Raw genomic sequence first — 22,408 nt, 5'->3', positions numbered from 1 at the left:
CCCACGCTGGTTGGGGGTCAGTGCCGCCAGAGGTGGCGGTACGCCGGCCCGCCTGCGGTCACGGGCACGCCGTCGACGGTGACCTCGGCCGGATCGGCGAGTACGGCCACATCGGTTCGGGACGAGCTCTCACCGGCCCGACTGCCCAGGTAGGCGTCGGTCAATTCGCTGCTGTTGCGCAGATCGGCGGCCGAGCCCGAGTGGACCATGGTTCCTAGGGCAAGCACGCAGCCGCGGTCGGCGAACCGCAACGCCATCTCGGCATTCTGCTCCACGAGCACCATGGCTACGCCTTGCTTCTTGAGCACGGCCAGCGAGTCATAGATGCGGTGCATCATCTCCGGCGACAGCCCTAGCGATGGCTCGTCGAGCAGCAGTAGCGTCGGTTCGCGCATAAGCGCACGGCCGATCGCGAGCATCTGCTGTTCGCCGCCGCTCATCAGCCCCGCCGGTTGCCAAGACCGCTCGAGCAGCCGCGGGAAGAGCTCGAACACCCAGCCCATCCGCTCGGCGCAAGAGGCGCGCGGTGTGCCGATGCCGCCGAGTTCGAGGTTCTCCTTTACCGTCATCTGCGGAAACACCCGGCGCCCTTCCGGCACGTGCCGCAGACCGCGTCGCGCGGCCTCGTGTGGGCTAGTTCGCCGCAGGTCCTGGCCGCCGAGCGTCAACGTCCTCGACTCCGAACGGATCAACCGCGACACCGCGCGCAGCGTGCTCGTCTTGCCCGCACCGTTTGCGCCCAGAATTACGAACACCTCACCGTCGCTGACGGTGAAGCTCAACCGGTCGACGGCAACGACCCCGCCATAGCGAACCGTCAGCTCGGAGGTGGCGAACAGCGTTTCACTCATGACTCTTCCCCAGATAGGCCTCGGCGACCGCGTCGATACGCAGCACCTCTCGCGGAATCCCGTGTGCGAGCAGCGACCCGAGATTCATGACGTACATGTAGTCAGAGATGCTGAGGACGAAGTCCATGTCATGCTCGACCACGCATACCGAGACGCCGCCGGCACTTACCCGCGAAACCACCCTGGCCAGCTGCTGCTTCTCCGCGCTGTTCAACCCCGCCGCCGGTTCATCCAGCAACAACAGGTCAGGCTCGGTCGCGAGCGTGCTCGCCAGATCAAGCAATTTCGCCTGCCCGTAAGACAACTCGTCCGTCCGCCGGTCACCGATATCGGAAAGCCCCACCAGTTCCAGCAGATCGGCGGTACGAGCGCGTCGTTGCCTGGCCGAACCGCGCGAACCCGAGCGGCTCCACCACCGCCTGGTGCTGAATTGGTCCATCCCGACAAGCACATTCTCTGCCGGGCTCAGCGAGCGGAACACGCTCACATGCTGGAAGGTGCGCGAAAGGCCTTTCAAAGCCAGCCGATTCGAGGCAAGTTTGGTGACGTCGTCACCGCGATAGCTGATCCGGCCGGACGTCGGCTGCAGGTAGCCCGACAGGAGATGAAACAAGGTCGTCTTGCCGGCGCCGTTCGGCCCCACCAAGGCGGTGGTCCGGCCTTCAGGCAGGTTGATCGTCACATCGTCTACGGCCTTCACTCCACCAAAAGCCTTGGACAGTCGCTCCGTCTGCAAGATCATCGGACCAGTCAGCAAAGCCGGCCGGGTAGCGGTCTCAGCGTGCATCGTCATTCACCTCCAGGCGAACCGGCATCGCACCGGCGCGCGGTGGATGCGTGCGTCGCGCAAGTTCGACAAGGCGCGTGATCCGCGCCGGGATGCTGACGAGGCCGCCACGCAGGAACAAGATCACCACGATGATCAGCGCGCCGTACACGATCAGGTAGGAACTACCGAGGAACCTCAAGTACTCCGGAAGCAGCGTCAGCAACACGGCAGCGACGATGACGCCATATGTACTGCCCGCACCGCCGAGCAGCACCATCGACAAGACCAGGATGCTGTTCTGAGTAACGGTGAAACTGCTCGGATCGATGTAGCCGGTGAACGACGCATACAATCCACCGGACAGGCCGCTGATGGCCCCACAGCACGCAAATGCGATCAGCTTGCGCCTTGTCGTCGGTACGCCGCGAGCCTTTGCGGCCGGCTCGTCGTCCTTGATTGCGAGGAGGCTTCGACCCAGCGGCGAGTGCCGGATGGCAAGGCTGACGGCCGAGACCAGCGCGAGCACCACCGCTGCGAGGTAGAAGAAGCTGTATGGGTCGTCGAAGCTGTAGCCGTCCAAACTGAGAAACGGAACGCCGGCGATACCGTCACCTCCCTTGGTTACGGCCGTCCAGTTGCCGGTGATCGCCTCGACGACCTCACCAGCGGCCAGCGTCACCAGCGCGAAGTAGTGGCCGCCGAGCCGGGCCGCCGGAAGGGCGACCAGCCCGCCGACAACTGCACCCGCCAGGACACCAATCACCAGACAAAGCCAGGGGTTCCAGTGTTGAGTCGTACCCAGCACCGCGACCATGTACGCACCGGTCGCCATGAACGCCGACTGCCCGAGGTTCACGAAACCTGCATATCCGAGCACGATGTTCAGCGCCAGCGCGTTGATAGCCCAGATGGCGCCGAGCGTCAGCAACCGCATGTAGTAGGTGTCGGCGACCAACGCTGGGACGGCGATGGTCACCACCAGCCAGCCCCCGATCCACAACGCGATCAGCATCGGCCACGAAGACAGACGCTCTCGGATTGTCCGGGCCTCCCGGGCGGTGGCGATGCCGTTCACAGACTGACCTCCTTGAGCAGGCCCTGTGGGCGGCCGAGTAAGACGACCACCACAAAGCCGAACAGGATGGCGGTTACGTAGGTGCTGGAGATGTAGGCAGACATGAGCTGTTCCGCTACCCCCATCACCAGGCCGCCGACGACGGCGCCGCGGATGCTCCCGAGGCCGCCGATGACCGCGGCCGCGAAGGCGCGCAGTGAAATCGGCACACCCATGTTGAAGCTGACGAACGTGGTCGGGCCGAGCAGGATGCCGGCAATCGCTGCCATCACGCAGGCGCTGACGGTGGCAATGAGCACCATCCGCCCGCTCGCGATACCGACGCTGAGTGCGGCGTCTTGATCCTGTGACACGGCGCGGACCGCCTTGCCTGTCATGGTCTTGCGCAGCCACAGTTCGAGCACCACGACCAGCAGGATGGAGACCGCGATGGTCACGACGGCCTGCGGATCGACCCGAACGCCGCCGACCTTCCATGGGGCGCCGTTGCCGACGTAACTGGGGAAGGGCTTCGGTGCTGGGCCGAAGACTCGTAGCGCGCCGTTCTCGAGGACGATCGACAGCCCCAGGGTCGCGATGATGCCGTACCAGACGGGTAATTGCCTTAGCGGGCGGAACATCGCGAACTCGATGACGACACCGAGAAGCGCGGCACCGGCGATGCCCACAACCATGGCAAGCCCGAGTGGCAATCCCCAGCTGTCGTGCGCCTCAAGTGTGGTGAACGCGCCGACCATCAACACATCGCCCTGCGCGAAATTGATGATATGGGCTGTTCGCCACAGCAACGAGATGCCCAGAGCGACAGCGGCGTAGATCCCGCCGCTGGCGACTCCGGCAATGAGTATCTGGATGAACTCAGACATTGTTAGGGAAGATCACTTGGCCGTGTTCAGGAACTGCACGACATTCGCTTGGCCGCTGTCGACCTTCGCGATCACCCCGCTGTGTGCGATGTCAACGCCGGACGAGTCGAACTGGATCGGGCCGTTCACGCCTTCGTACTGCAGGCTCGCCAGTGCGCTGCGGACCTTGTCCGCGTCAAAACTGTTGGCATTTTTCACCGCCTGAGCAAGGAGATTCATCATGTCGTAGTAGATCGAGGCGTGATCGTTGGGCGTCGAGTTGTACTTGGCCTGGTATTTCTTCACGAAGGCCTGCACCTGCGCGGCCGAGTTCGTGCTCACGAACGTGGTCGCCGCGGTCGCACCGTTGGCCGCGGCGCCGGCAAGCTGCAGAGTGGTCTGGTTGACCAGTGCGTTGGCGCCGAAGATCTGCCCGTGAAAGCCGAGACTCTTCGCAGTCTTCAAGGTCAACGCCGCTTCGGGCAGCAAGCCCCAGAACTCGATCGACTGAGCACCGCTCCGGATCGCCGTCTCGACCTGGCTGGCTGCCGTGGTCGCACCGTCCTGAATGCCCTCGACGCTGAGCACCTTCAGCCCGGCGGCCGCGTCGTACTGCTTGATGAACGGCAAGGTCGGCTCTGCGTAGGCGTCGGTGTTGTAGATGACGACGGTGTCGGTCACCTTCAAGGTGCTCGTCGCGTACTGGGCCATGATCTGCGCGTTCACCGAGTCGGTCGGGCGGCCGCCGAAGATCCACTTGTTGCCGAGCTGGAAGTCCTTGGGCGAAATCGCTGACACGACCCAAGGAATCTGGGCGCGCGTCACGGTCGGACTGACTGCTTCGACGATCGAGCTGATGTCCGGGCCGAGCAGGGCGTCCCGGCTTCCGTTCTCGGTGAGTTTCTGGGCGGCGCTGACTCCCGTCGACGGCAGGCCCGCGTCATCCTGTGCCGAGATCGAGACCTTCGCCCCCAGTAGGCCGCCGCTTGCGTTGATCTCGTCTGCTGCGAGCTGAGCGCCGTTCACACTGTCCTGGCCGATCTGTGCCTGCGCGCCCGTCTGAGAACCGATCAGGCCCACGCTGTAGGTCTTCGAGCCTCCTGCCGAGCCACCGGACGAGCTGTCGCTGTGGGCGCAGGCGGCCAACGTGACCGCCACGGCCGATGCAACGGCGACAACTGCGAGGCGGCGCCGAATTGGCCTGCGACGACCCGGTGACTCGGATCGGATGTCGTTCATCTTCACGGTCTCTCCCTCGTACTCATGTCAGTTTCTGGGAACTTCGGTGCGGATACGCCCAGGTTCGAGCACTATTGCCCGGTATTGTTACTCTCACATTACGAGAGTGGCTACCGCGATGTGGTAAGAAAACCACAGACCAGCCGAAGCTGGCAACCATCCCAGCCCGATACCGACAGGCAGGCCCTACTGATGAACGCCACGGAGAACGTGTGACATCCGCGTCCAGCCCCCGGCGTAACGACGCGTACGTGAGCTCGGTGCTGAAGGCGGTACAGGTCGTAGAAACACTGGCCGAGCACGACGGCGACGTGAGTCTGAGCGACCTGGCCCGGCACACCGGCCAGCCGGTTGCCAGCACCTATCGGCTGTTGAGCACGCTCGAGCACGCGGGTTGGACTTTGCACGGCAGCAGCGGTGGTTACCGGCTCTCGCTTCGCCTCGCTCAGATCGCCGGCGGGGTCCTTTCTGGTGTGAGCCTTCGCACAGTCGCCCAGCCGATCATGCGGCAACTGACTGCCACCACGGCTGAAACCTCGTATCTGGCGTTGCGCGACGACGATCGAGTGGTCTGCCTCGAGCGAATCGAAAGCAAGAACCTCGTGCGGCTCATGACTTGGGACGTAGGCAAATCGCTGCCGCTGGATCGCGGTGGTGCAGCGCTGGCCATCCTCGCCAACCTGCCGCCAGCCGAGGCGAAACGCGTTGCGCAAGCCCACGAGCCCGGAACGGGCCGCGATGTGCTTGCGCCCGAGCGACTGGACGGCATCCGCAGTGACGGCTACGCGCTCAGCGTAGAAGAAGTGACACCCGGTGTCGCCTCGGTAGGGGCGGCGATCTTCAACGCCGAGGGCGAAGTCATCGCTGCGCTCAGCGTTGGTGGTCTCGCTCCGGCCATCCGTGGCCGGATCACCGATATCGGCACCGCTGTCCGGCACGCAGCGCACCAAGTCTCACGTGCCATTGGCTACAACGGCGAATACCCGCCCACCCCTCACCGCGCGAAACGGACCGACGGCCCGCTCGCGCACGACGTCTAGGAGTCAGACATGACCGAACACCAGAGTTCGTTGCGCGAGCTCATCGCCCGTCCCGAGACCCTGATTGCGCCCGGTGTTTATGACACGGTCAGCGCCAAGCTGGTCGAACGTGCCGGCTTCTCCTGCGCTTACCTTTCCGGATCGGGCATCTCAATGTCCGGAATGGGGTTACCGGATATCGGCCTGGCGTCCTTCGCCGAAGTTGCCTACCGACTGGAGGTCGTCGCCGACAGCACTGCGCTTCCGATCATCGCCGACGGCGACACAGGCTACGGCGGCGTCCTGAACGTTGTCCGAACGGTGCGCGAGTTCGAACGGCGAGGTGCGGCAGCGATCCAGCTCGAAGACCAGGTTTTTCCCAAGCGCTGCGGGCACGAAGCTGACCGCCGGTGCATCCCGGCGACAGAGATGGTCGACAAGCTGCACGCCGCCACCGACTCCCGCCGCAGCGACGACTTTCTGATTGTCGCCCGCACCGATGCCCGCACCAGCGAAGGCCTCGATGCGGCGATCGCCCGCGGGATCCAGTACGCCGAAGCTGGGGCCGACGTTGTGTTCGTCGAATCGCCTGAATCCGTTGATGAAATGCGCCGTATCTGCGCCGAGATCGATGCACCGGTGCTGGCCAACATGGTCGAGGGTGGCTGGACGCCACTGCTGTCGCGTGACCAACTCACCGAGATCGGCTACCAGGTGGCCATTTTCCCAAATGCGGTCCTGCGGTTGGTCTGCCGTCAGATCGAACGTTTCCTGAGCCACTTCCACGAGACCGGGGAGACCGTCAGCAGCCTGCCGGACATGTACTCGCACGACGAGCTGTTCGCTCTGTTCGACTTTCCGGCGTGGGCCGAACTCGAGAAGAAGTACGTCGCTGACGCCCGACCATAGTGACTGATCGATCCCGACACAGAGACAGGAACCGACATGAAGAACGTCAACGGAGTCGAGGTGTTCAACACCATGGCTGAGATCCTCGACCCCGTCCACACCGCATTGCTGGTCATCGACGTGCAGAACGACGGCGTACGGCCGGAGGGGTGGTTTGGGCAGAACGGCAAGGACACTTCTGCAGCGATCGAGATGCTGCCCCGACTAGTCGCACTGGTTGCAGCGGCCCGCGGGGCGGGCGTGCTGCCCATCTTCATCCAGCAGACAACGCTCAGCGCGAACAAGAGTGATCCTCCGGCGTGGCTGTACTTCAAAACCCGCGATGGTAGAACCCGTACCGACTACTCCATCGAGGGGACGTGGGGACATCAGGTTGTCGACGAGCTCGACGTGCAGGACTCCGAGATTCGGGTGACGAAGTTCCGGCCCAGCGCCTTTCATGGCACGCCGCTCGACGATCTGCTGAAAACAAACGGCATCCGCTCGGTCGTCACCTGCGGTGTCGTCTCGCAGGGGTGCGTCCAGGCCACCACGATGGACGCCTCATTCCACGATTACTACACGGTCATCGCGGAGGACTGCATCGCCGGCTACAACCCTGAACTGCACGACAACGCCATCACCTTCATGAAATCCCGCTACGACGCCGTCACCGGCGAACGACTTGCCGCGCTGTGGGCCGGCATTAAGGACGGCTCCAATGCTTGACCTGCGCATCGATGGTGGCCTGGTGGCTCAGCTGAGCAACGCACCCCAACGGGCTTCGATCGGTATCAAGGACGGCATGATCGTTGCTCTGGGCGAGCTGGGCGATGTGCCGGCCCGCGAGACCCTCGACGTCTCGGGCGCACTGATCATGCCCGGTTTCATCGATACCCACGTACATCTCGGTTTCACCGATCGCGACCTCGAGTGGAGTACCGAAACGCAGCAAGCGGCGATCGGCGGCGTGACGATGCCCTTGATCTACTTTCGCGATACCGCGCGCTACGACGAAAACCTGGCGCAATTCATCGAGACCGGCAGGCAGAACTCGCACACCGACTTCGTCGTCCACCTCGGCATTCTCAACGACGATCACCTCGACGAGTTCGACACGATCCTGAACCGGTTCGCCATTCGTTCGATCAAGATGTACACGACCTACAAGGACGGCTCGTTGAGCCGGTTCGGCGTGGTCGGTCAGGACGACGGCTTCATTCTCGACGTTATGCGACGGGCCGCAGCGCGCGGTGACATCGTCGTCAACGTGCATTGCGAGAACGACGACATCGTTCGCCGCGGCCAGACTCACTGGGCGCGCGACGTCGTCGGCGCGGCCGAGCAGTGGGCTGCGATGCGCCCGCCAATCGCGGAGGTCGAGGCGATCCGGCGGATCTGCCTGTTGGCCCGCGAGACCGGGGCGCGGGTCCACCTGCCACACGTCTCGTCGCAGCGCGCGATCGAGACCGCGTTGGCCGAGCGCCAGCTGGGTACCGAGGTGAGCATCGAATCCTGTCCGCAGTATCTGATGCCGAAGCTCGCCACGGCCACTGGCTCCCTGGCAAAGGTCAATCCGCCCGTCCGTCCGGAGGAAAATGGCTCGCGTTTATGGCAGGCCCTACGTGCCGGCGAGCTGGACACCCTCGGTACCGATCACGCGTGCTGGTGCCGGGCCGACAAGACGGCCGACGACGTGCTCTCGGTGGCCGCGGGTTTCCCAGGTCTGGGCACGCTCGTCCCGCTGATGATGGACAGCGTGCATCGCGAGTTGATCTCGACCAGTGACCTGGTGCGAATGAACCTGCGAGCCGCCGAGGTGTTCGCGCTCGATCGACGCGGTCAGATTCAGCCGGGCTATCACGCCGATCTCGTCGTCGTCGATCCCACCGCCACCCGCGACGTGACACCAGAGGCACTCGGCGGGCTCAGCGACTTCTCGCCTTGGGAGAACCACCCGCTCACCGGTTGGCCGGTGATGACGTTACTGCGCGGTCAGATCATCGCGCAGGACGGCAAGATCGTCGGGCCGCCTACTGGTACCTACGCCCGCGCCGCCTACCGCGGCTGATCCGCCACGCCGAGGTTGGTGATCGCGCCGAGGTTGGTATACGCAGGGTTCGCCATGGCGACTCGCCGGTATACCAACCTGGCGGCTCGACGGATCGATCTCGTGGTCGCTAGCGTCAGGGGTGTACCGGTCGCGTCGGTCCAACTCTGGAGATGATCGCAAAATGCCCCTGCATGATCGTGAATCCATCCGTTCATCGCTCGACGATTCCGTCTACGCCTGCGGTGATCTCGCCAAGGCCGCACCGAAGTATCGCTTTCCACCCGCCGAGTGGCGCAGTGAAGACGCGTTCGCCCTGGTCTCCGACGAGCTGCTCCTGGACGGCAACGCCCGCCAAAATCTGGCCACTTTCTGCCAAACCTGGGAGGAGCCAGAAGTCCACAGGCTGATGGACCTGGCGATCGACAAGAACATGATCGACAAGGACGAGTACCCGCAAACGGCTGAGCTCGAGCGCCGGTGCGTGCACATGCTCGCCGACCTATGGAACGCGCCCGACTCGGTCAACGCGGTCGGCGCGTCCACGATCGGATCGTCGGAAGCCTGCATGCTCGGCGGTTTGGCGGCAAAGTGGCGGTGGCGGGCCAAGCGCGAAGCTGCCGGCAAGTCGACCGATCGGCCGAATATGGTGTGCGGGCCTGTCCAGGTCGTGTGGCACAAATTCGCGAAGTACTGGGACGTGGAGATGCGTGAAGTCCCGATGTCCAAAGGGCATTACGCGATGGACGTTGATGACATGCTCGCACGGGTGGACGAGAACACGATCATGGTCGTCCCCACCTTCGGAGTCACGTACACCGGCGCGTACGAGCCGGTCCGACAACTCGCCGACGCCCTGGACACCCTGCAGGCCAACACCGGGCTCGACATCGACATTCACGTCGACGGCGCCAGCGGCGCGTTCCTCGCGCCCTTCTGCGCACCGGCAGTCGAATGGGACTTCCGGATCCCGCGGGTCAAGTCGATCAGCACGTCCGGCCACAAATTCGGACTGGCCCCGCTGGGAGTGGGCTGGATCCTGTGGCGCGATACAGCCGACCTGCCCGAGGACCTCATCTTTCACGTCTCCTACCTCGGTGGCGACATGCCGGTCTTCCAGATCAACTTCTCCCGGCCGGCCGGGCAGATCGCAGCCCAGTACTACGACTTCGTCCGACTGGGCCGCGAGGGATACCGCCGGGTGCACCAAGCCTCGTACGGCACCGGCCAGTACCTCGCCGAAGAAATCGTCAAGCTCGGCCCGTTCGAGCTGATCTGCGATAGCAACCCACTGACCGGAATCCCCGTCGTCGCCTGGAAGATCGCCGATGGCTCCGACCCCGGTTACACCCTGTACGACCTCGCTGACCGGCTGCGCATCGATGGCTGGCAAGTGCCTGCCTACCCGCTCACCGGATCGGTGTCGGACGTCGCCATTCAGCGCATCCTGGTACGTCAAGGTGTCAGCCGGGACCTGGCGGAGATCCTGCTCGACGACCTGCGCAATGCGATCGCGCACTTCACCCGGCACCCAGTCACTGTGGCCATGACAGCAGAAGAAGCGGCCGGCTTCAGCCACACCTAGAAAGGGCCTACGTTTAAGGCCCAATGGGTTAGGAAGGCTAACGGGTTAGGAAGGCTAACGGGTTAGGAAGGCGGTGGTTCCAGCAGCGCGGCCCGCAGCCGAGCCTGGTCCTGCGCTGTCCAGCCCTGGCTGGCAAGCCAGCCGTTGATACCGCCGAAGTCGTCCTCGATCGCATCGAGCAGCGCCAACATGAGGTCGGTACTGGGGGGCGGAATCCGTTCCGATCCTGACATTTCCCGGCGGTAGATGTCGCTGGTACTCCGGCGCAGGTGCGCGGCGATCGCCTTGATCTGCAGTTCTGTGGCAGCGTAGTCGGCCGCGATGAGCTCGGGCGACACCCCGAGTGAGGAGAGGATCAGCGCCACCACCACGCCGGTACGGTCCTTGCCGGCGGCACAATGCACGACCGTGCCGCCGGGCTCGGACACGGCGTGGAACGCAGCGAGGATGGAATCCGGTCGTACTTCGAGGTAGTGCAGGTAGTGCGCGACGGCGGTTGGCCGACCGTCGACCGGTTCGTCTTCGGCCTCGCGGAGCAGTCCGACGGTGCTTATCGTCGTTTCGGCGGGCTGGCCGAACGACCCGTCGTCGGGATAGAGCGACAGGTGGTGAATGAGAACCGTGGGTTCGGCGTGCATCGGGCCCGGGCCTTCGCTGGACACCTCGACGTCCGTACGCAGGTCCAGGACCTTTCGGATGTCGAAATCCTCACGCAGGGTGCGAATATCTGCGGGCGTGAGGTGCTGCAGGTTCGCCGAGCGCAGGAGCACGCCACGGCGAACCCGCGAGCCGTCCGCAGTGAGGACACCGCCGACATCTCTGACGTTGACGCTGCCCTCCAACTCCACCCAGTTGATGGGCACAAGATCAGAGGTCATCGTCTGAATATAGAGGTGCCGGGTTGCCCCTTGAGTGGCCTGTTGGGTTAACGGTAAGCAAAACGCTGTTCGTCAAGCCAAGCCGTTGGTACGAGCGTCAGAGCGCAGGAAGGCCGATGGTCTTGATCTCCAGGTATTCCTCGAAGCCCTGTTCGCCGTTTCGCCTTCCCAGACCGCTTTGCTTGTAGCCGCCGAACGGGCTGGTGAGGCCGAAGAAGCCCCCGCCGTTGACAGTGATGCTGCCGGTTCGCATCCGCAGCGCGACCCGCATGGCCCGTTCCTCATCTGAGCTGCTGACCTCGCCGGACAGGCCGTAGATGGTGTTGTTCGCGATCGCGATCGCTTCGTCCTCGGTGTCGTACGGGATCACACAGAGCACCGGACCGAAGATCTCCTCCTGCGCGACCCGCGAATTCGGGTCCACATCGGCCAGGATCGTCGGCTGTACGTAGTAGCCCTTCGGCAAATGCTCAGGTACGCCGCCGCCGGTAACCAACCGCGCGCCGGCCTCCACGCCGACCTTTATCAGCCCAAGCACCTTGTCCTGCTGGGTCTTGCTGATCTGCGGGCCCTGGAACACGGCCGGATCCCACGGGTCGCCGACCAGCATGGCCTCCATCGCCGCTTTCATGATCTGCAAGCCCTCTTCATAGCGCGAGCGGGGCAGCAGGACGCGGCTGGGCAGGACGCAGCTCTGGCCGGACATGGCACAGGCCATCGCGGCCGCACCAGGCAGCACGGTCGTGAAGTCGGCATCGTCGAGCACGATGTGCGCGGACTTGCCGCCCAACTCGAGCATGACGCGCTTCACCGTCGGGGCGCCGGCGGCCAGGATCGCGCGCCCGGTAGCCGTCGAGCCGGTGAAGGTGATCATGTCGACCCGCGGGTCAGATGACAGCGCCGCGCCCACCTCGTTGGCATTCGAGACGACGATGTTGAAGATGCCGGCCGGGATGTCTGTGTGTTCGGCGACGATGCGGCCCAGCTCGCTACCTGACCATGGGGTGAGCTGCGCGGGCTTCAACACCACGGCGTTGCCGGCCATCAAGGGCGGCATCGTCTCGGCCACGTTGAGGTAGAGGGGAGAGTTCCAGGGCGTGATCGCACCGACGACACCGATGGGGTCGTACTGAATGGTCCGACGTGCCATGCCGCGCCCGGTGTCGTGCAGACCCGTGTCACGCAGGTAGTCGAATCGCTTGCCGTAGTCGGCCCAGTGGCCAACCTCGGCCAGCGGGCTCTCGACCTGGCTGCCCGTCATCATCACGGGGGTGGCGACCTCGGTCATGATGATGCGGCGCAAGCGTTCCTTGTTCTGCTCCAGCGCCTCGGACAGTTGCATCAGGCAGTGGTAGCGGAAGTCCACATCGCGGGACCAGTCCGTCTCGTCGAACGCCCGGCGGGCAGCGCCGACCGCGCGTTGCATGTCATCGACGGTGCCGTCGGTCGCCTGGCCGGCGACTTCCTCGGTGGCCGGGTTGATCACGTCGAATTTCGCACCGCTTGCCGTGTGTTGCAGCTCGCCGTCGATGAGCATCCGCTCGTCGCCGGCCAGTACGCCGGAGTCGGTCCCCAATGTCGTCATTCTGATGCCTTCCGTTAGCGTCGCCAACCGGCAACGGTTGAGATAGTTGGTCGAGCGAGTCAGCGAGCGGAGCAGGAGGCGCCGCTGACCCAAAAGTACGCCCCTTATCGGCGATCCCCGTTGCTGTCGTTGACTTTCGCGGCCCGGGCGTTGACGGTGATCGGCTCAGCCAGTCGCTGTTCGTCGCATACTTTCTGCAGGACCTCGAGAGTCTCGTCCAATCCTGCGCCTAGGCGGGGACTCGGCGTGAAGGACGCCGGCAGGTGCTTCATACCGTTGATGACGCCGATGGTGTCGTAGTGCACGGCGCCGGACGAGTCGCACACGAAGTCCGGCATCCGGTCGAGCACGGCGATGAGCATTTGTTTGAAGGTCATCCGCGCCACGTTCGAACCGATGCAGCGGTGGATGCCCAGGCCGAAACTGCTGTGCCGGTTGTTGGTCCGCGAGAGGTCGACGGTGTTCGGTTCCGGGAACACTTCGGGATCTCGGTTGGCCATGGCCCAGGACAACCACAATCGGTCACCCTCGCGGAAGTCGGTCTCCAGGACTTCACCGTCAGCCTTGAACGTCCGGGCGATCCCGGGTGCCGGGGTGAAGTACCTGAGGAACTCCTCAGTGGCCGAGTCGAGCAGCGTTTCCCGTTCACGGGACAGGCGCTCGCGATCGTCCGGATGCTCGGACAGGTATTCCAGAGTGTGCGCGGTCAGTGCGGTGGTGGTGTCGAAGCCGCCACCGATCAAGAGGGAGCCGACGCTTGCCAGGTCCTCATCTGACGGCTTCTGACCGTTGATGGTTGCGTTGACCAATGCGTCGATCAGGCCGGGTCGTCGATTGATCCGTGCTTCGCGGACGGCCTCGAACAGCCGTAGATGGGTGGCCATGGTCATCTCGCGCACGCGCGGCATGTCGGGCGAATCCGGCTTGGTGTAGACCCCAGCATGAGCGGGCTCGCAGTAGATGACCCAATCCTTGAGCGGCAGTCCGAGCATCGCCAGCGTCAACACAGCGGGGACGATATTTGCCAGATCATCGACGAAGTCGATCTGACCGGATTCGATCTTGTCATCCAGGGCTGCGCGGGTGATCTCGGCGGCCACTGGTGCCCAGCGCGCGACCGCGGCCGGCGAGAGATAGGGGTTCAACGTCTGCCGGTAGTACCGCTGATCCGGCGGGTCCATCTCTTGGAACACCGCCCGAAATTGAGCCGAGCTCGGGATGGTTATGCCTTGGTAACGTGGCCCACCACGCTCGTTGTGGATGTCGTGATCGCTGGAAAGCAGGTCGGCACGACGTGCCAACTCGAACACTTCCTCATGCCCGGACGCAACCCAGTGGCCATCGTAGGTGTCCGTCCACGCAATTGGGCATTTGCCCTGTAGCTCTGCCGTGATTTCCTCAAAATGATGGCGATAGTCCGAGGTATGCCGGTCGAAGTGAAACTCTTTGCCTAGCTTGCGATCGTCGTCGAGCAATCGAGTACCTCTCTCGTCGATTCATCGCGATTCGCACCGCTCCAGAGCGCCCTGCAGGAAGACTAGATGAGCATCCGGAGAAAATGAAGATGCCTTCACCAGATTGATAGTGGAGTCTATGTTAGTCAAAAGTGGTACTGCTCAGGGGCAACGATGGCCAGGCCGTAGCTTGGTTGGACGGACTGCTCCGGGTTCAGCAGGCGCTCGGCCAGCTCGGCGACCAAGCGGCCCACTTCGGCCGATGGCGCATCGGCCAAGGTCGAGAAGGCTCCCGAGGTTCGGCTCAGCAGAATGCCGGCGAGGGCTGCCGTCACGATCTCGGCTCGCAATTGGGCGTCGCCGTGACCACTCGATGCGGCCCGAGCGTGGGCCGGGCGAATTATCCGCCGCTCGAGCACGTCCACGGCTGCGGCCTGTAGTTCGTCGTCCTCGTGTGGGCGCACGGCCGCGTAGATCGTCGGCGTTGGCCCGCCGGTGGCGACCCGGTCCAGCAGCCTCTGGATGGCGTCCGCGGCGGTGAGGTCGAGCGGGTCGGCACTCGGTGGCTCGCGCCGGATGGAAGCCAGATACAGGCCGGCTTTGCCACCGAAGTAGCGCGCGATCATCGCCGGATCGACCTCAGCCCGCTGGCCGACCTCGCGGACAGTGGTTCCCTCGTAGCCCCGTTCGGAGAAGAGCTCGTGGGCGGCGCTGAGCAGCCGTTCCCGACTGTCCGCGGCGTTGCGGCGCCGGGCGACCGGTGCCTCGGCAACGGCGGTTTGCGCAATCGGGGCGGATTGGCCGCTCACGAGGTCCGCTCCAGGGCATCGACACCCTGTTCGAGGGTGAGCGTCCCCGAGATCGCGGCGTCCACGTCCTCCTCGATCTCGAGTTCTTGATCGGCGGTGAAGGGGGCCGCGACACCGCGCGGGCTTGGCAGGACCCAGCTCAATACCGCTGCGATCAGGCAGAGGGCGATGGCGACGAAGGCGCCGACGGTGTAGCCCTTGTCGGACGGGAACTCCGATGCTGCAGCCGTGTGCGCGGTCAGGATTGTGGCCGCCAAGGCGCTGCCGATGGAGTAACCGATGGTGCGCAACACCTGGTTCGAGGCCAGCGCGCTGCTGGTTTCTTCGGCCGGGATGGCGCTCACGATCATGCGAGGCATCACGGCGAATGAGCAACCGACGCCTATCCCGCCGATACCCATGATCACGAAGATCTCCCACAGACTGCCTCGCGCGGTGGCGAACATGAGCAGTGACGCTCCCAGCGCCAGCACACCCAGCGGTAGCACCCGCTCCGGACGGATCCACTTACTCAGGTAGGTGACGAGCTTGCTCGAGCTGAAGCTGAAAGCCGACATCGGAAGCAGGACCAGTCCGGCGACCACGACTGACGCGCCGATGCCGTAGGTGACCGCGGTCGGGGTCTGTACGTAGCGGATGATCATCGACATCAGCATGTACATACCGATTCCGGCGATCAGCCCGGTTGCGTTGGCGGTGAGCACCGTACGGTGCCGCAGAAGCCGCAGATCAATCAACGGTGATGGGGTTCGCAGTTCGTGCCAGCCCCAGACGGCCAGCAGCGCCACCGCGACCACCAGCACGCCCCAGAGCAGCCCTGAGCCCCAACCCCACTCTTGCGCTTCGCTGATCGCGAGCAGCAGGCCGGCCAGGGCGAAGCCGAGCAGCACCGCGCCGGCGAGGTCGAAGTGCTGCACGGGTCGGTGCACGCTCTTGGGGACGACGAGGGCGACCGCGATCATCGCGAGAATGCCGAGCGCAGCTGCCAGCCAGAATCCGTCACGGAAACCAAGGTGTTCGGCGATCAGGCCGGTGATGGGATAGCCCAGCCCGACGCCGACCACGGCTGTCACTGAGAGCGTGGCCAGGGTGGAGCGCGCACGCACGGTTTCAAGGTGGTCGCGGGCTACGCTCATCGCCAACGGCAGTAGGGCCAGGCCGACGCCCTGCATGCCTCGTCCAATGATCAAAAGGGCAAACGTCGTCGTCGGTAGCGCGGCGAGAACGCTGCCGAGCACCAGGATCGCCAACGCACTGAGCAACACCAGTCGGCGATGTGGGCCGTCCCCGAGCCGTCCGACGATCGGTGAAGCGACTGCTCCGACGAGAAGGGTGATCGTCAGCGACCACTGCGCGAGGCCGAGCGAGACGTGGTAATCAGTGCCGATCGTCGGGATGAGGGGCGCGCCGAGGCTGCTCACCACCGCTACTAGCAGACCCACGGAGATCAGCACGGGAACCAAGGCTCGACCGCGCCGAGTGGTGGCATCGACGATTATCGGGGGACTGATACTTGCTGCTGTCACGTTCGTGCTCCAGGGACTACATCACCAGCTGATGTCACCAGCTGATGTCTACGACTGATGTCTACAGTTGAAGACTAGTCTCGGTTGGGCCGAGATTGTTAGCCAAGTGAACGAAATCACCGAATTGGACTCTGCCGTGGACGCTGTACGAGAACTTCTCGAGGTTTACGACGCTCAGGTCCGGGGAACCGTGGCTAGCCGGCTGCCTGGGACTTGGACGGCCCACCCCGACGCCCGCGTGCTGCGGGTGAGAACGCCCCATCGAGGCTTCGCCTTCTCGGATGGACTTGTCGGGGCGACGGTCGACGAGCTGGACGGCTACGTCCTCCGGACGCGGGAGTTCTTCGCCGCCAGCGGTGAGTCGGTCGAATGGAAGCTCTACAGCAATGATCATCCGCAGCTGCCGGAGCGTCTTCGAGCGGCGGGCTTTCGACCGGAGGACGAGGAGTCGGTGATGGTGGGCCGGGTGCAGGATCTGCTCGAGGCCGGTCAGGCGCCACCCAGCGTGACGATCCGCGCGACCACTGAGCGTCGGGACCTTGACCGGATCGCGGCGATGGAGTTGTCGGTCTGGGGCCAGGACTGGTCGTGGCTGGCCGAGGACCTTTCCGACCGGGTCAGTAGCGCACCGGCTGACATCGTCATCCTTGTCGCCGAGGCCGAAGACACCATCGTGTCGGCCGGGTGGCTCGTGATCATGCCGGGCACGCAGTTCAGCGGGTTGTGGGGTGGCTCGACCCTTGCAGAGTGGCGCGGCAAGGGCATCTACCGGGCGCTGGTCGCTGAACGTGCGCGGATCGCGAATGCAAGGGGCTTGACCTTCGTCCAGGTCGACGCCTCCGATGACAGCCGTCCAATCCTCGAAAGGCTTGGGCTGGTCCGCGTTGCGACGACGACGCCTTGGGTGTGGGAATTCCCGGGCTGTCTGGGCTGACTATTCGGCATATCGGATCAAGCCTTTCAGGATTAGCCTCGGGGATATGCACGCTGGCGCAGAGCCCGGCCGGATTCGCCTAGCGGAACTCGTCGCTGCCCTGTCGCTAGGCATCGACCTGGGGTTCGGGCAGCCAATGGAACACGTGTTGCGACAGTGCCTGATCGCGTTGCGGTTTGCCGATCGCCTCGAGATAGATGTCGAGGCCCGCACGGGCGTGTACTACACCGCCCTCCTGGTAAACGTTGGTTGTCACTCGGATGCGTACGAGCAGGCAAAGTGGTTCGGCGATGACATTGCGTTGAAGTCGGGAAAGTACGAGTACGAAGGTCTGCGTGCAACCGCGGCAACGATGCGGTTGCTCGGCTCGGGCAATCCGCCGCTGCAACGTTTTCGCACCGCAATCGAATTCGCGGTATCCGGGCACCGCGAGGTCGGCGGGATGATCGCCCAGCACGCGCGGATGGCGCGGTTGCTCGCGGAGCAATTGAACCTGCCCGCAGCTGCGGTGGACGGTGTCGGCTCGGCATACGAGCAATGGGACGGTCGGGGATGGCCTGGTGTCCTGAGCGGTGCTGAGGTGCCACTGGCAGCTCGCATCGCGCAGCTGTCTGAATACGTTGAGGTCGCCCATCGAGTTGGCGGCGTCGAGGGGGCGCGAGAACTTGCAAAGCGTCGGTCGGGTAAGCAGGTCGATCCGATGCTGGCCGACATTCTCTTGAGCGACGCTGACCTGTTGCTAGATGGGATCGAGACGGCGCGGTCCTGGGACGCGGTGATCGAACAGGAGCCATCTCTCGCAGTGACGTTGTCGTCCGATGAATGCGACGCGGCGCTCGTCGCGATCGCCAACTTCGTCGATCTCAAATCGCCGTACACGCTGGGGCACGCCGTGGCAGTCGCGGACCTCGCTCGGGAATCGGCACATGTCCTCGGCATGCCGGCGAGCGACGTGCACCTGTTGTATCGCGCTGGCCTCGTTCACGGCCTCGGGCGACTAGGCGTCTCGAACTCGATTTGGGATCGTGTGGGTCCGCTCAGTGCCGGCGAGTGGGAGCGGGTACGGATGTATCCATACCTGACCGAGCGCATGCTTCATCAGTCGCAATCACTGGCGGTGCTCGGAAAACTGGCCGTACAACACAGAGAGCGGCTCGATGGCAGTGGGTATCCGCGGGGCCTTTCCGCTGGCGCGATATCCCGCCCAGCTCGTGTCCTGGCGGCCGCCGAGGCGTACCAGAGCAAACGGGAGCCGAGGCCGCATCGACCGAGTCAGGCACCCGGTGCCGTCGCCGCCTACCTTCGCGATGAGGTGAGTGCTGGACGGCTCGATTCGGAGGCAGTCGATGCTGTGTTGACAGCGTCGGGTCATCGAGTGCGGCGGAGGCATGAGGGGCCCGCCGGATTGACGTTGCGCGAAATCGAGATTCTGCGGCTGCTGGCTCGTGGCCGTTCCAACAAGGAGATCGCGCAACAACTGGTGATCACGCCCAAGACCGCTGGCAACCACATCGAACACATCTACGCAAAGGTCCATGCTTCGACGCGCACGGCCGCCGCACTGTTCGCGATGCAGAACGGGCTGCTCACGGATGAGGAATTCCATTCCACGGCCCCAGGGTGGGCAGGCATCGCTCTCGACGATGCAGACTGACCTCCTTCGAAGATGAGGTATTCGCCTCATGTTGCGAGGTCGGCACGGCGCATAACGTCGCAGCCAACGTCGAGTCGTCCGACGCGACACACATCCCGGCCCAGGAGGCAGCGATGCCGAAAGTATCCCGATCGAGCGCAACGATCACCAACGACTTCGGATTGGCAGTCGACCGCACTGAAGAGTTCGGCGATTACACGGTCAACTTCGTCACGATCCGGCAAGACGCCGACCTGACGGCCATGCTCAAGGGGTTACCGGACGACAGTTGCCAATGCCCGCACTGGGGCTATGTCTTCGAGGGCCAGCTTACGGTTCGTTACGCCGACCACGATGAGGTGTTCGAGGCCGGCGAAGCCTTCTATATGCCCGCGGGGCACATCCCCGCGGCGGTCGCCGGCTCGGAGTTCGTCCAGTTCAGCCCGGCGGAGGCGCTTCGAGTTTCCGAAGACCAGATAGCACGAAACATGGCCGCGATGCAAAGTCGCTGAGCGGACGGCTCAAGTGCAACAAAGCCCGATCAGTCTCGGCCCCATCGACCGACCGCTAAAGCAGACGGACCTCATTTCGGTTCACCGTCGGCGAGGCCCACCCAGCTTCCTAGCGCGCAGCCGTGCCGACGTTTCACGTTTGTTCAATGATTGTTGAGGGTAATGGTCCCGACGTCGGCGAGGCCGGTAAGTACGAGCTGTACGGCGAGCGCGGCGAGTAGAAAGCCGAACACCTTCTCGGTGAGCAGCATGCGCGTTTGATCCAGATGCTCACTAACTCGATTGGCCCAGCGGAAGACGAGGAAGTCGATGACGAAGACGAGCACCAGCATCCCAAACATGATCGCTGCCAGGCCGAGTGATCGGGTCTCGGCTGAAATGGTGACGAGCAGGACTATGCCGGCCGGGTTGACCAGGTAAGGCACTGCTAGGGGAAACACCGCCAGCTTCATCGGATCTGTGGCACTCGGGGCAGGATGCTCGGCTTCGGGCTCCTGGGATTTGAGAACCATCGATACCGCGATGATCAGTAGGATGATGCCTCCGGCAACGCCCAGGGCGCCTCGGGAAAAGTGCAGCAGGCGCGTTAAAAGTCCGCCGAGCAGCACGAGAAGGACGGCAACGGTCGCTCCAGTGGTCAGCATCTTTTTGCTCACGCGTGACCTTGTCGCCGGATCCATGCCGTCGGTCAATTCAAGGAATGGCACCAGCGCGATCTTGGGTCCGACTCCTATCACTAGCAGCAGGAACGTGTCGAAGACAAGAGCCGCATCGATCGATTCGAAATCCATAGCGGCCATTCGTCCTCCGATGTTTCGCGAATCAGGCGACTATCAGCCGCGGGACGTAGGCGCGCAACCAGCGACGGCAGGGCCGCGCTGATGGCAGGACAACTCACTGAACGTTCTCGTGAACGGGAGGTGTCCGCCTCACCCGCCAGGGATGACTGCTCGCTCCAGGCATTGCTCGCACCGCGAGACGTTGAATCACGCTTTGTTAGCTACTTGCGCGTGAGCATGCGGAACCGGACGAGCCCATCGAGCCCAGTCTTGCTGGAAGTGCGGTTCCAAACCAACTCGCTGAGCGGTCACCGCTTTGGCGGTAACGTGACGCCGAAGCCGGCGAGCCGTAGTAGCACCTGTCCCGGCGCGAGCAAGTCGGCTATCCGTGCCGCGCTGAGCACCTCGAGTTCACCGAGCCGGGCGAGGTAAGCACTTTCACCCATGAGGCGTGCTTCATTGAGCTCTCCCACGTTGTGCCAGACCTTCTGGCGGGCCTCACGCAGGAATCGTTTCGAAGCGAGTCGGTTCAGCGGGCTCAGGACCCGGTCGAGCACACTCCTCGCGTCACCAAGGAGTTGGTCCTCGTCCTTCACTCGCATGGCAAGCACATCATCAATTCGCCCGTGGTCCAGGCGTCTGCTGTCGATGAGGCGCCCGTCGTTGAAGTCGTTGGGACTGATCACCTGCAGCATCGCCTGCGGCAGGTCGTAATTCACATGGGCGTTGATGCCGAGCAGTACGTGCCGAAGAGTCGCAAGATCGTCCGGCGCACTGAACGCGAGCCGCCACGGCCGTGGCACTACGTCCGAGGCGCCGTTCACGAACGCATCGTGCGCTTGCAGGTACAGCTTTGCAAAGGCCACGTCCCACCGCTCGACCCAGGCTGAGTCAAGAAAGCGCCCGGAGTCGACCGCGTCACCCACGGCCTGCGTGGTGCGAAGGTAGGTCGCGAGAAAGGCCCGGCGGGGAGACCCGGCGGGCAGGGCGTCCAGACGTGCCTGCATCTGAGCGACAACGTCCTCGACCAAACCGGAACCAGCCATGTCCAACTCAGCTTTCTTGTTTCGATGACCGCAACTCCATGCGCACGTATAGCGCGCCCAGCGTCGCTGTTGCGGCCACGAAGCCCACGAGGAAGATCCAAGTGAGCGCGTTTGACGTGTCAAATTCGGAGTGCGCTCTTGCAGCGGAGATGAGGATCAGGACCAACATCAGTGCGGCCACCTGCACCAAGGTCCGCGACGCGCTCCACCGCCGCTCCCGCCATGCGCCGATGCCGGCAACGCCCAGTGCGAAGATCGCGCCCAGCATTCGTGCGGTCAGCAAGGTCAGATGCCACGGCCAGATGCGTATTGCGCGCGCCGGGAACAGGTATAGGAAGAGGCACATGGCAAGTGACACGCTGCCGGCGAAAGTGAGGCCGGCCGCAGCTGCGGCGTCGATCTGCCCTGACGAGTCGGGCGCCGAATCGTACTCACGTTGATTACGGACAAACACCGCGAACACCGCTATGGGCGTGGTGAAATACAGTGCTACCCAAAGGACAAACGCGAAGTTGGAGTGCAAGAACCGGTTCCAGTGAAGGATCGTCGTGATGCCCATCAACGTGGCAAACGTTCCGACTGGCACGAATCCACCGGCGACCGTGTGCCATCGCGAGGCGCGAAGAACGCGGATGAAGAAATAGGCGCCGCCGAGGTACACCGACCCGAGAACCATGGCCGACATCGTGGGCTTGATGTCCCAGGCGAATAGTCGCTTGGTGTCAGTCGGCCATGGCACAAGGACCAGGAACGCCAGGATCAGAAAAGGGACGATTACCGCTGAAAGCACACGCGTCGGCATCAGCACCCTGTCGCTCTTCGTCCGATCCAGGTCGGCCACGTCGCCCCTCCGTGTCGTGCACAGCCTAGTGAGGAAGGGGAGGGTACGCATACGGCTGACGAGGGAACTCTCCCGCGCGCTCGCACTCGA

The 22,408-nt window shown here is 63.9% G+C and carries 21 protein-coding genes; 8 read left to right on the top strand and 13 right to left on the bottom strand.

Features of this window, described 5'->3' with window-relative positions; genetic code table 11:
- Positions 1-17 precede the first annotated feature (17 nt).
- Genes ACSMXN_RS22585 through ACSMXN_RS22565 form a run of 5 tightly spaced genes read right to left on the bottom strand, consistent with a single transcriptional unit; the run spans position 18 to position 4,779 of the window.
- Positions 18-851 carry an ABC transporter ATP-binding protein gene (locus ACSMXN_RS22585; protein WP_022914267.1) on the bottom strand — a complete coding sequence of 278 codons (834 nt, stop codon included), beginning with the start codon at positions 849-851 and terminating at the stop codon, positions 18-20.
- Positions 844-1,638, bottom strand: a complete 795-nt coding sequence (locus ACSMXN_RS22580) for an ABC transporter ATP-binding protein (protein WP_196811352.1) — start codon at positions 1,636-1,638, stop codon at positions 844-846. Before ACSMXN_RS22580 ends, ACSMXN_RS22585 begins: the two co-directional genes overlap by 8 nt.
- Positions 1,628-2,695 carry a branched-chain amino acid ABC transporter permease gene (locus ACSMXN_RS22575; protein WP_022914269.1) on the bottom strand — a complete coding sequence of 356 codons (1,068 nt, stop codon included), beginning with the start codon at positions 2,693-2,695 and terminating at the stop codon, positions 1,628-1,630. The genes ACSMXN_RS22580 and ACSMXN_RS22575 overlap by 11 nt, the downstream gene beginning before the upstream one ends.
- Positions 2,692-3,561 (bottom strand): branched-chain amino acid ABC transporter permease, encoded by an 870-nt coding sequence (locus ACSMXN_RS22570; RefSeq protein WP_022914270.1) that lies wholly within the window; start codon positions 3,559-3,561, stop codon positions 2,692-2,694. Before ACSMXN_RS22570 ends, ACSMXN_RS22575 begins: the two co-directional genes overlap by 4 nt.
- 12 nt (positions 3,562-3,573) lie before the next feature.
- Positions 3,574-4,779 (bottom strand): ABC transporter substrate-binding protein, encoded by a 1,206-nt coding sequence (locus ACSMXN_RS22565; protein WP_022914271.1) that lies wholly within the window; start codon positions 4,777-4,779, stop codon positions 3,574-3,576.
- A gap of 212 nt (positions 4,780-4,991) precedes the next feature.
- Here ACSMXN_RS22565 and ACSMXN_RS22560 point away from each other — a divergent pair, with 212 nt between their 5' ends.
- The 5 genes from ACSMXN_RS22560 (at position 4,992) to ACSMXN_RS22540 (ending at position 10,321) form a co-directional block, all read left to right on the top strand.
- Entirely contained in the window at positions 4,992-5,819 is an 828-nt protein-coding gene (locus ACSMXN_RS22560; RefSeq protein ID WP_196811353.1) for an IclR family transcriptional regulator, read from the top strand.
- A gap of 9 nt (positions 5,820-5,828) precedes the next feature.
- A complete protein-coding gene (locus tag ACSMXN_RS22555; protein WP_022914273.1) occupies positions 5,829-6,707 on the top strand; it encodes an isocitrate lyase/phosphoenolpyruvate mutase family protein in 879 nt (292 codons plus the stop codon).
- A gap of 36 nt (positions 6,708-6,743) precedes the next feature.
- Positions 6,744-7,415, top strand: coding sequence for a cysteine hydrolase (locus tag ACSMXN_RS22550; RefSeq protein ID WP_022914274.1), 672 nt, complete (start codon positions 6,744-6,746; stop codon positions 7,413-7,415).
- Positions 7,408-8,757 carry a dihydroorotase gene (locus ACSMXN_RS22545; RefSeq protein ID WP_022914275.1) on the top strand — a complete coding sequence of 450 codons (1,350 nt, stop codon included), beginning with the start codon at positions 7,408-7,410 and terminating at the stop codon, positions 8,755-8,757. The genes ACSMXN_RS22550 and ACSMXN_RS22545 overlap by 8 nt, the downstream gene beginning before the upstream one ends.
- A 163-nt stretch (positions 8,758-8,920) precedes the next feature.
- Positions 8,921-10,321 (top strand): glutamate decarboxylase, encoded by a 1,401-nt coding sequence (locus ACSMXN_RS22540; protein WP_027139675.1) that lies wholly within the window; start codon positions 8,921-8,923, stop codon positions 10,319-10,321.
- 62 nt (positions 10,322-10,383) lie between these two features.
- Here ACSMXN_RS22540 and ACSMXN_RS22535 read toward each other — a convergent pair whose 3' ends face one another.
- From ACSMXN_RS22535 to ACSMXN_RS22515, 5 genes are all read right to left on the bottom strand, one after another.
- A complete protein-coding gene (locus ACSMXN_RS22535) occupies positions 10,384-11,199 on the bottom strand; it encodes a tyrosine-protein phosphatase (protein ID WP_035944210.1) in 816 nt (271 codons plus the stop codon).
- 97 nt (positions 11,200-11,296) lie between these two features.
- On the bottom strand, positions 11,297-12,784 hold the full coding sequence (locus tag ACSMXN_RS22530; protein WP_027139677.1) for an aldehyde dehydrogenase family protein: 1,488 nt from the start codon (positions 12,782-12,784) through the stop codon (positions 11,297-11,299).
- A 104-nt stretch (positions 12,785-12,888) separates the two neighbouring features.
- Entirely contained in the window at positions 12,889-14,259 is a 1,371-nt protein-coding gene (locus ACSMXN_RS22525) for a cytochrome P450 (RefSeq protein ID WP_022914280.1), read from the bottom strand.
- Between the two features lie 125 nt (positions 14,260-14,384).
- Positions 14,385-15,047, bottom strand: a complete 663-nt coding sequence (locus ACSMXN_RS22520; protein WP_022914281.1) for a TetR family transcriptional regulator — start codon at positions 15,045-15,047, stop codon at positions 14,385-14,387.
- Positions 15,044-16,573 (bottom strand): MFS transporter, encoded by a 1,530-nt coding sequence (locus ACSMXN_RS22515; RefSeq protein ID WP_196811354.1) that lies wholly within the window; start codon positions 16,571-16,573, stop codon positions 15,044-15,046. Before ACSMXN_RS22515 ends, ACSMXN_RS22520 begins: the two co-directional genes overlap by 4 nt.
- A 106-nt stretch (positions 16,574-16,679) precedes the next feature.
- Between ACSMXN_RS22515 and ACSMXN_RS22510 the strand changes: the two genes are divergently transcribed.
- From ACSMXN_RS22510 to ACSMXN_RS22500, 3 genes are all read left to right on the top strand, one after another.
- A complete protein-coding gene (locus ACSMXN_RS22510) occupies positions 16,680-17,507 on the top strand; it encodes a GNAT family N-acetyltransferase (protein ID WP_022914283.1) in 828 nt (275 codons plus the stop codon).
- 46 nt (positions 17,508-17,553) lie between these two features.
- Positions 17,554-19,161 carry an HD domain-containing phosphohydrolase gene (locus tag ACSMXN_RS22505; RefSeq protein WP_022914284.1) on the top strand — a complete coding sequence of 536 codons (1,608 nt, stop codon included), beginning with the start codon at positions 17,554-17,556 and terminating at the stop codon, positions 19,159-19,161.
- A gap of 113 nt (positions 19,162-19,274) precedes the next feature.
- The gene (locus ACSMXN_RS22500; protein ID WP_035944246.1) at positions 19,275-19,652 is read left to right on the top strand and encodes a cupin domain-containing protein; all 378 of its coding nucleotides are present in this window, start codon (positions 19,275-19,277) and stop codon (positions 19,650-19,652) included.
- Between the two features lie 143 nt (positions 19,653-19,795).
- Here ACSMXN_RS22500 and ACSMXN_RS22495 read toward each other — a convergent pair whose 3' ends face one another.
- The 3 genes from ACSMXN_RS22495 to ACSMXN_RS22485 form a co-directional block, all read right to left on the bottom strand.
- Positions 19,796-20,452: a MarC family protein gene (locus ACSMXN_RS22495; protein ID WP_081649218.1), complete on the bottom strand. Its 657-nt coding sequence runs from the start codon at positions 20,450-20,452 to the stop codon at positions 19,796-19,798.
- A gap of 287 nt (positions 20,453-20,739) precedes the next feature.
- Positions 20,740-21,477, bottom strand: a complete 738-nt coding sequence (locus ACSMXN_RS22490; RefSeq protein WP_022914287.1) for a DUF5995 family protein — start codon at positions 21,475-21,477, stop codon at positions 20,740-20,742.
- Between the two features lie 7 nt (positions 21,478-21,484).
- On the bottom strand, positions 21,485-22,318 hold the full coding sequence (locus ACSMXN_RS22485; RefSeq protein ID WP_022914288.1) for a hypothetical protein: 834 nt from the start codon (positions 22,316-22,318) through the stop codon (positions 21,485-21,487).
- Between the last annotated feature and the right edge of the window lie 90 nt (positions 22,319-22,408).

The organism is Parajatrophihabitans canadensis (assembly GCF_053764775.1).
This window is presented reverse-complemented; position numbering and strand designations above follow the sequence as displayed.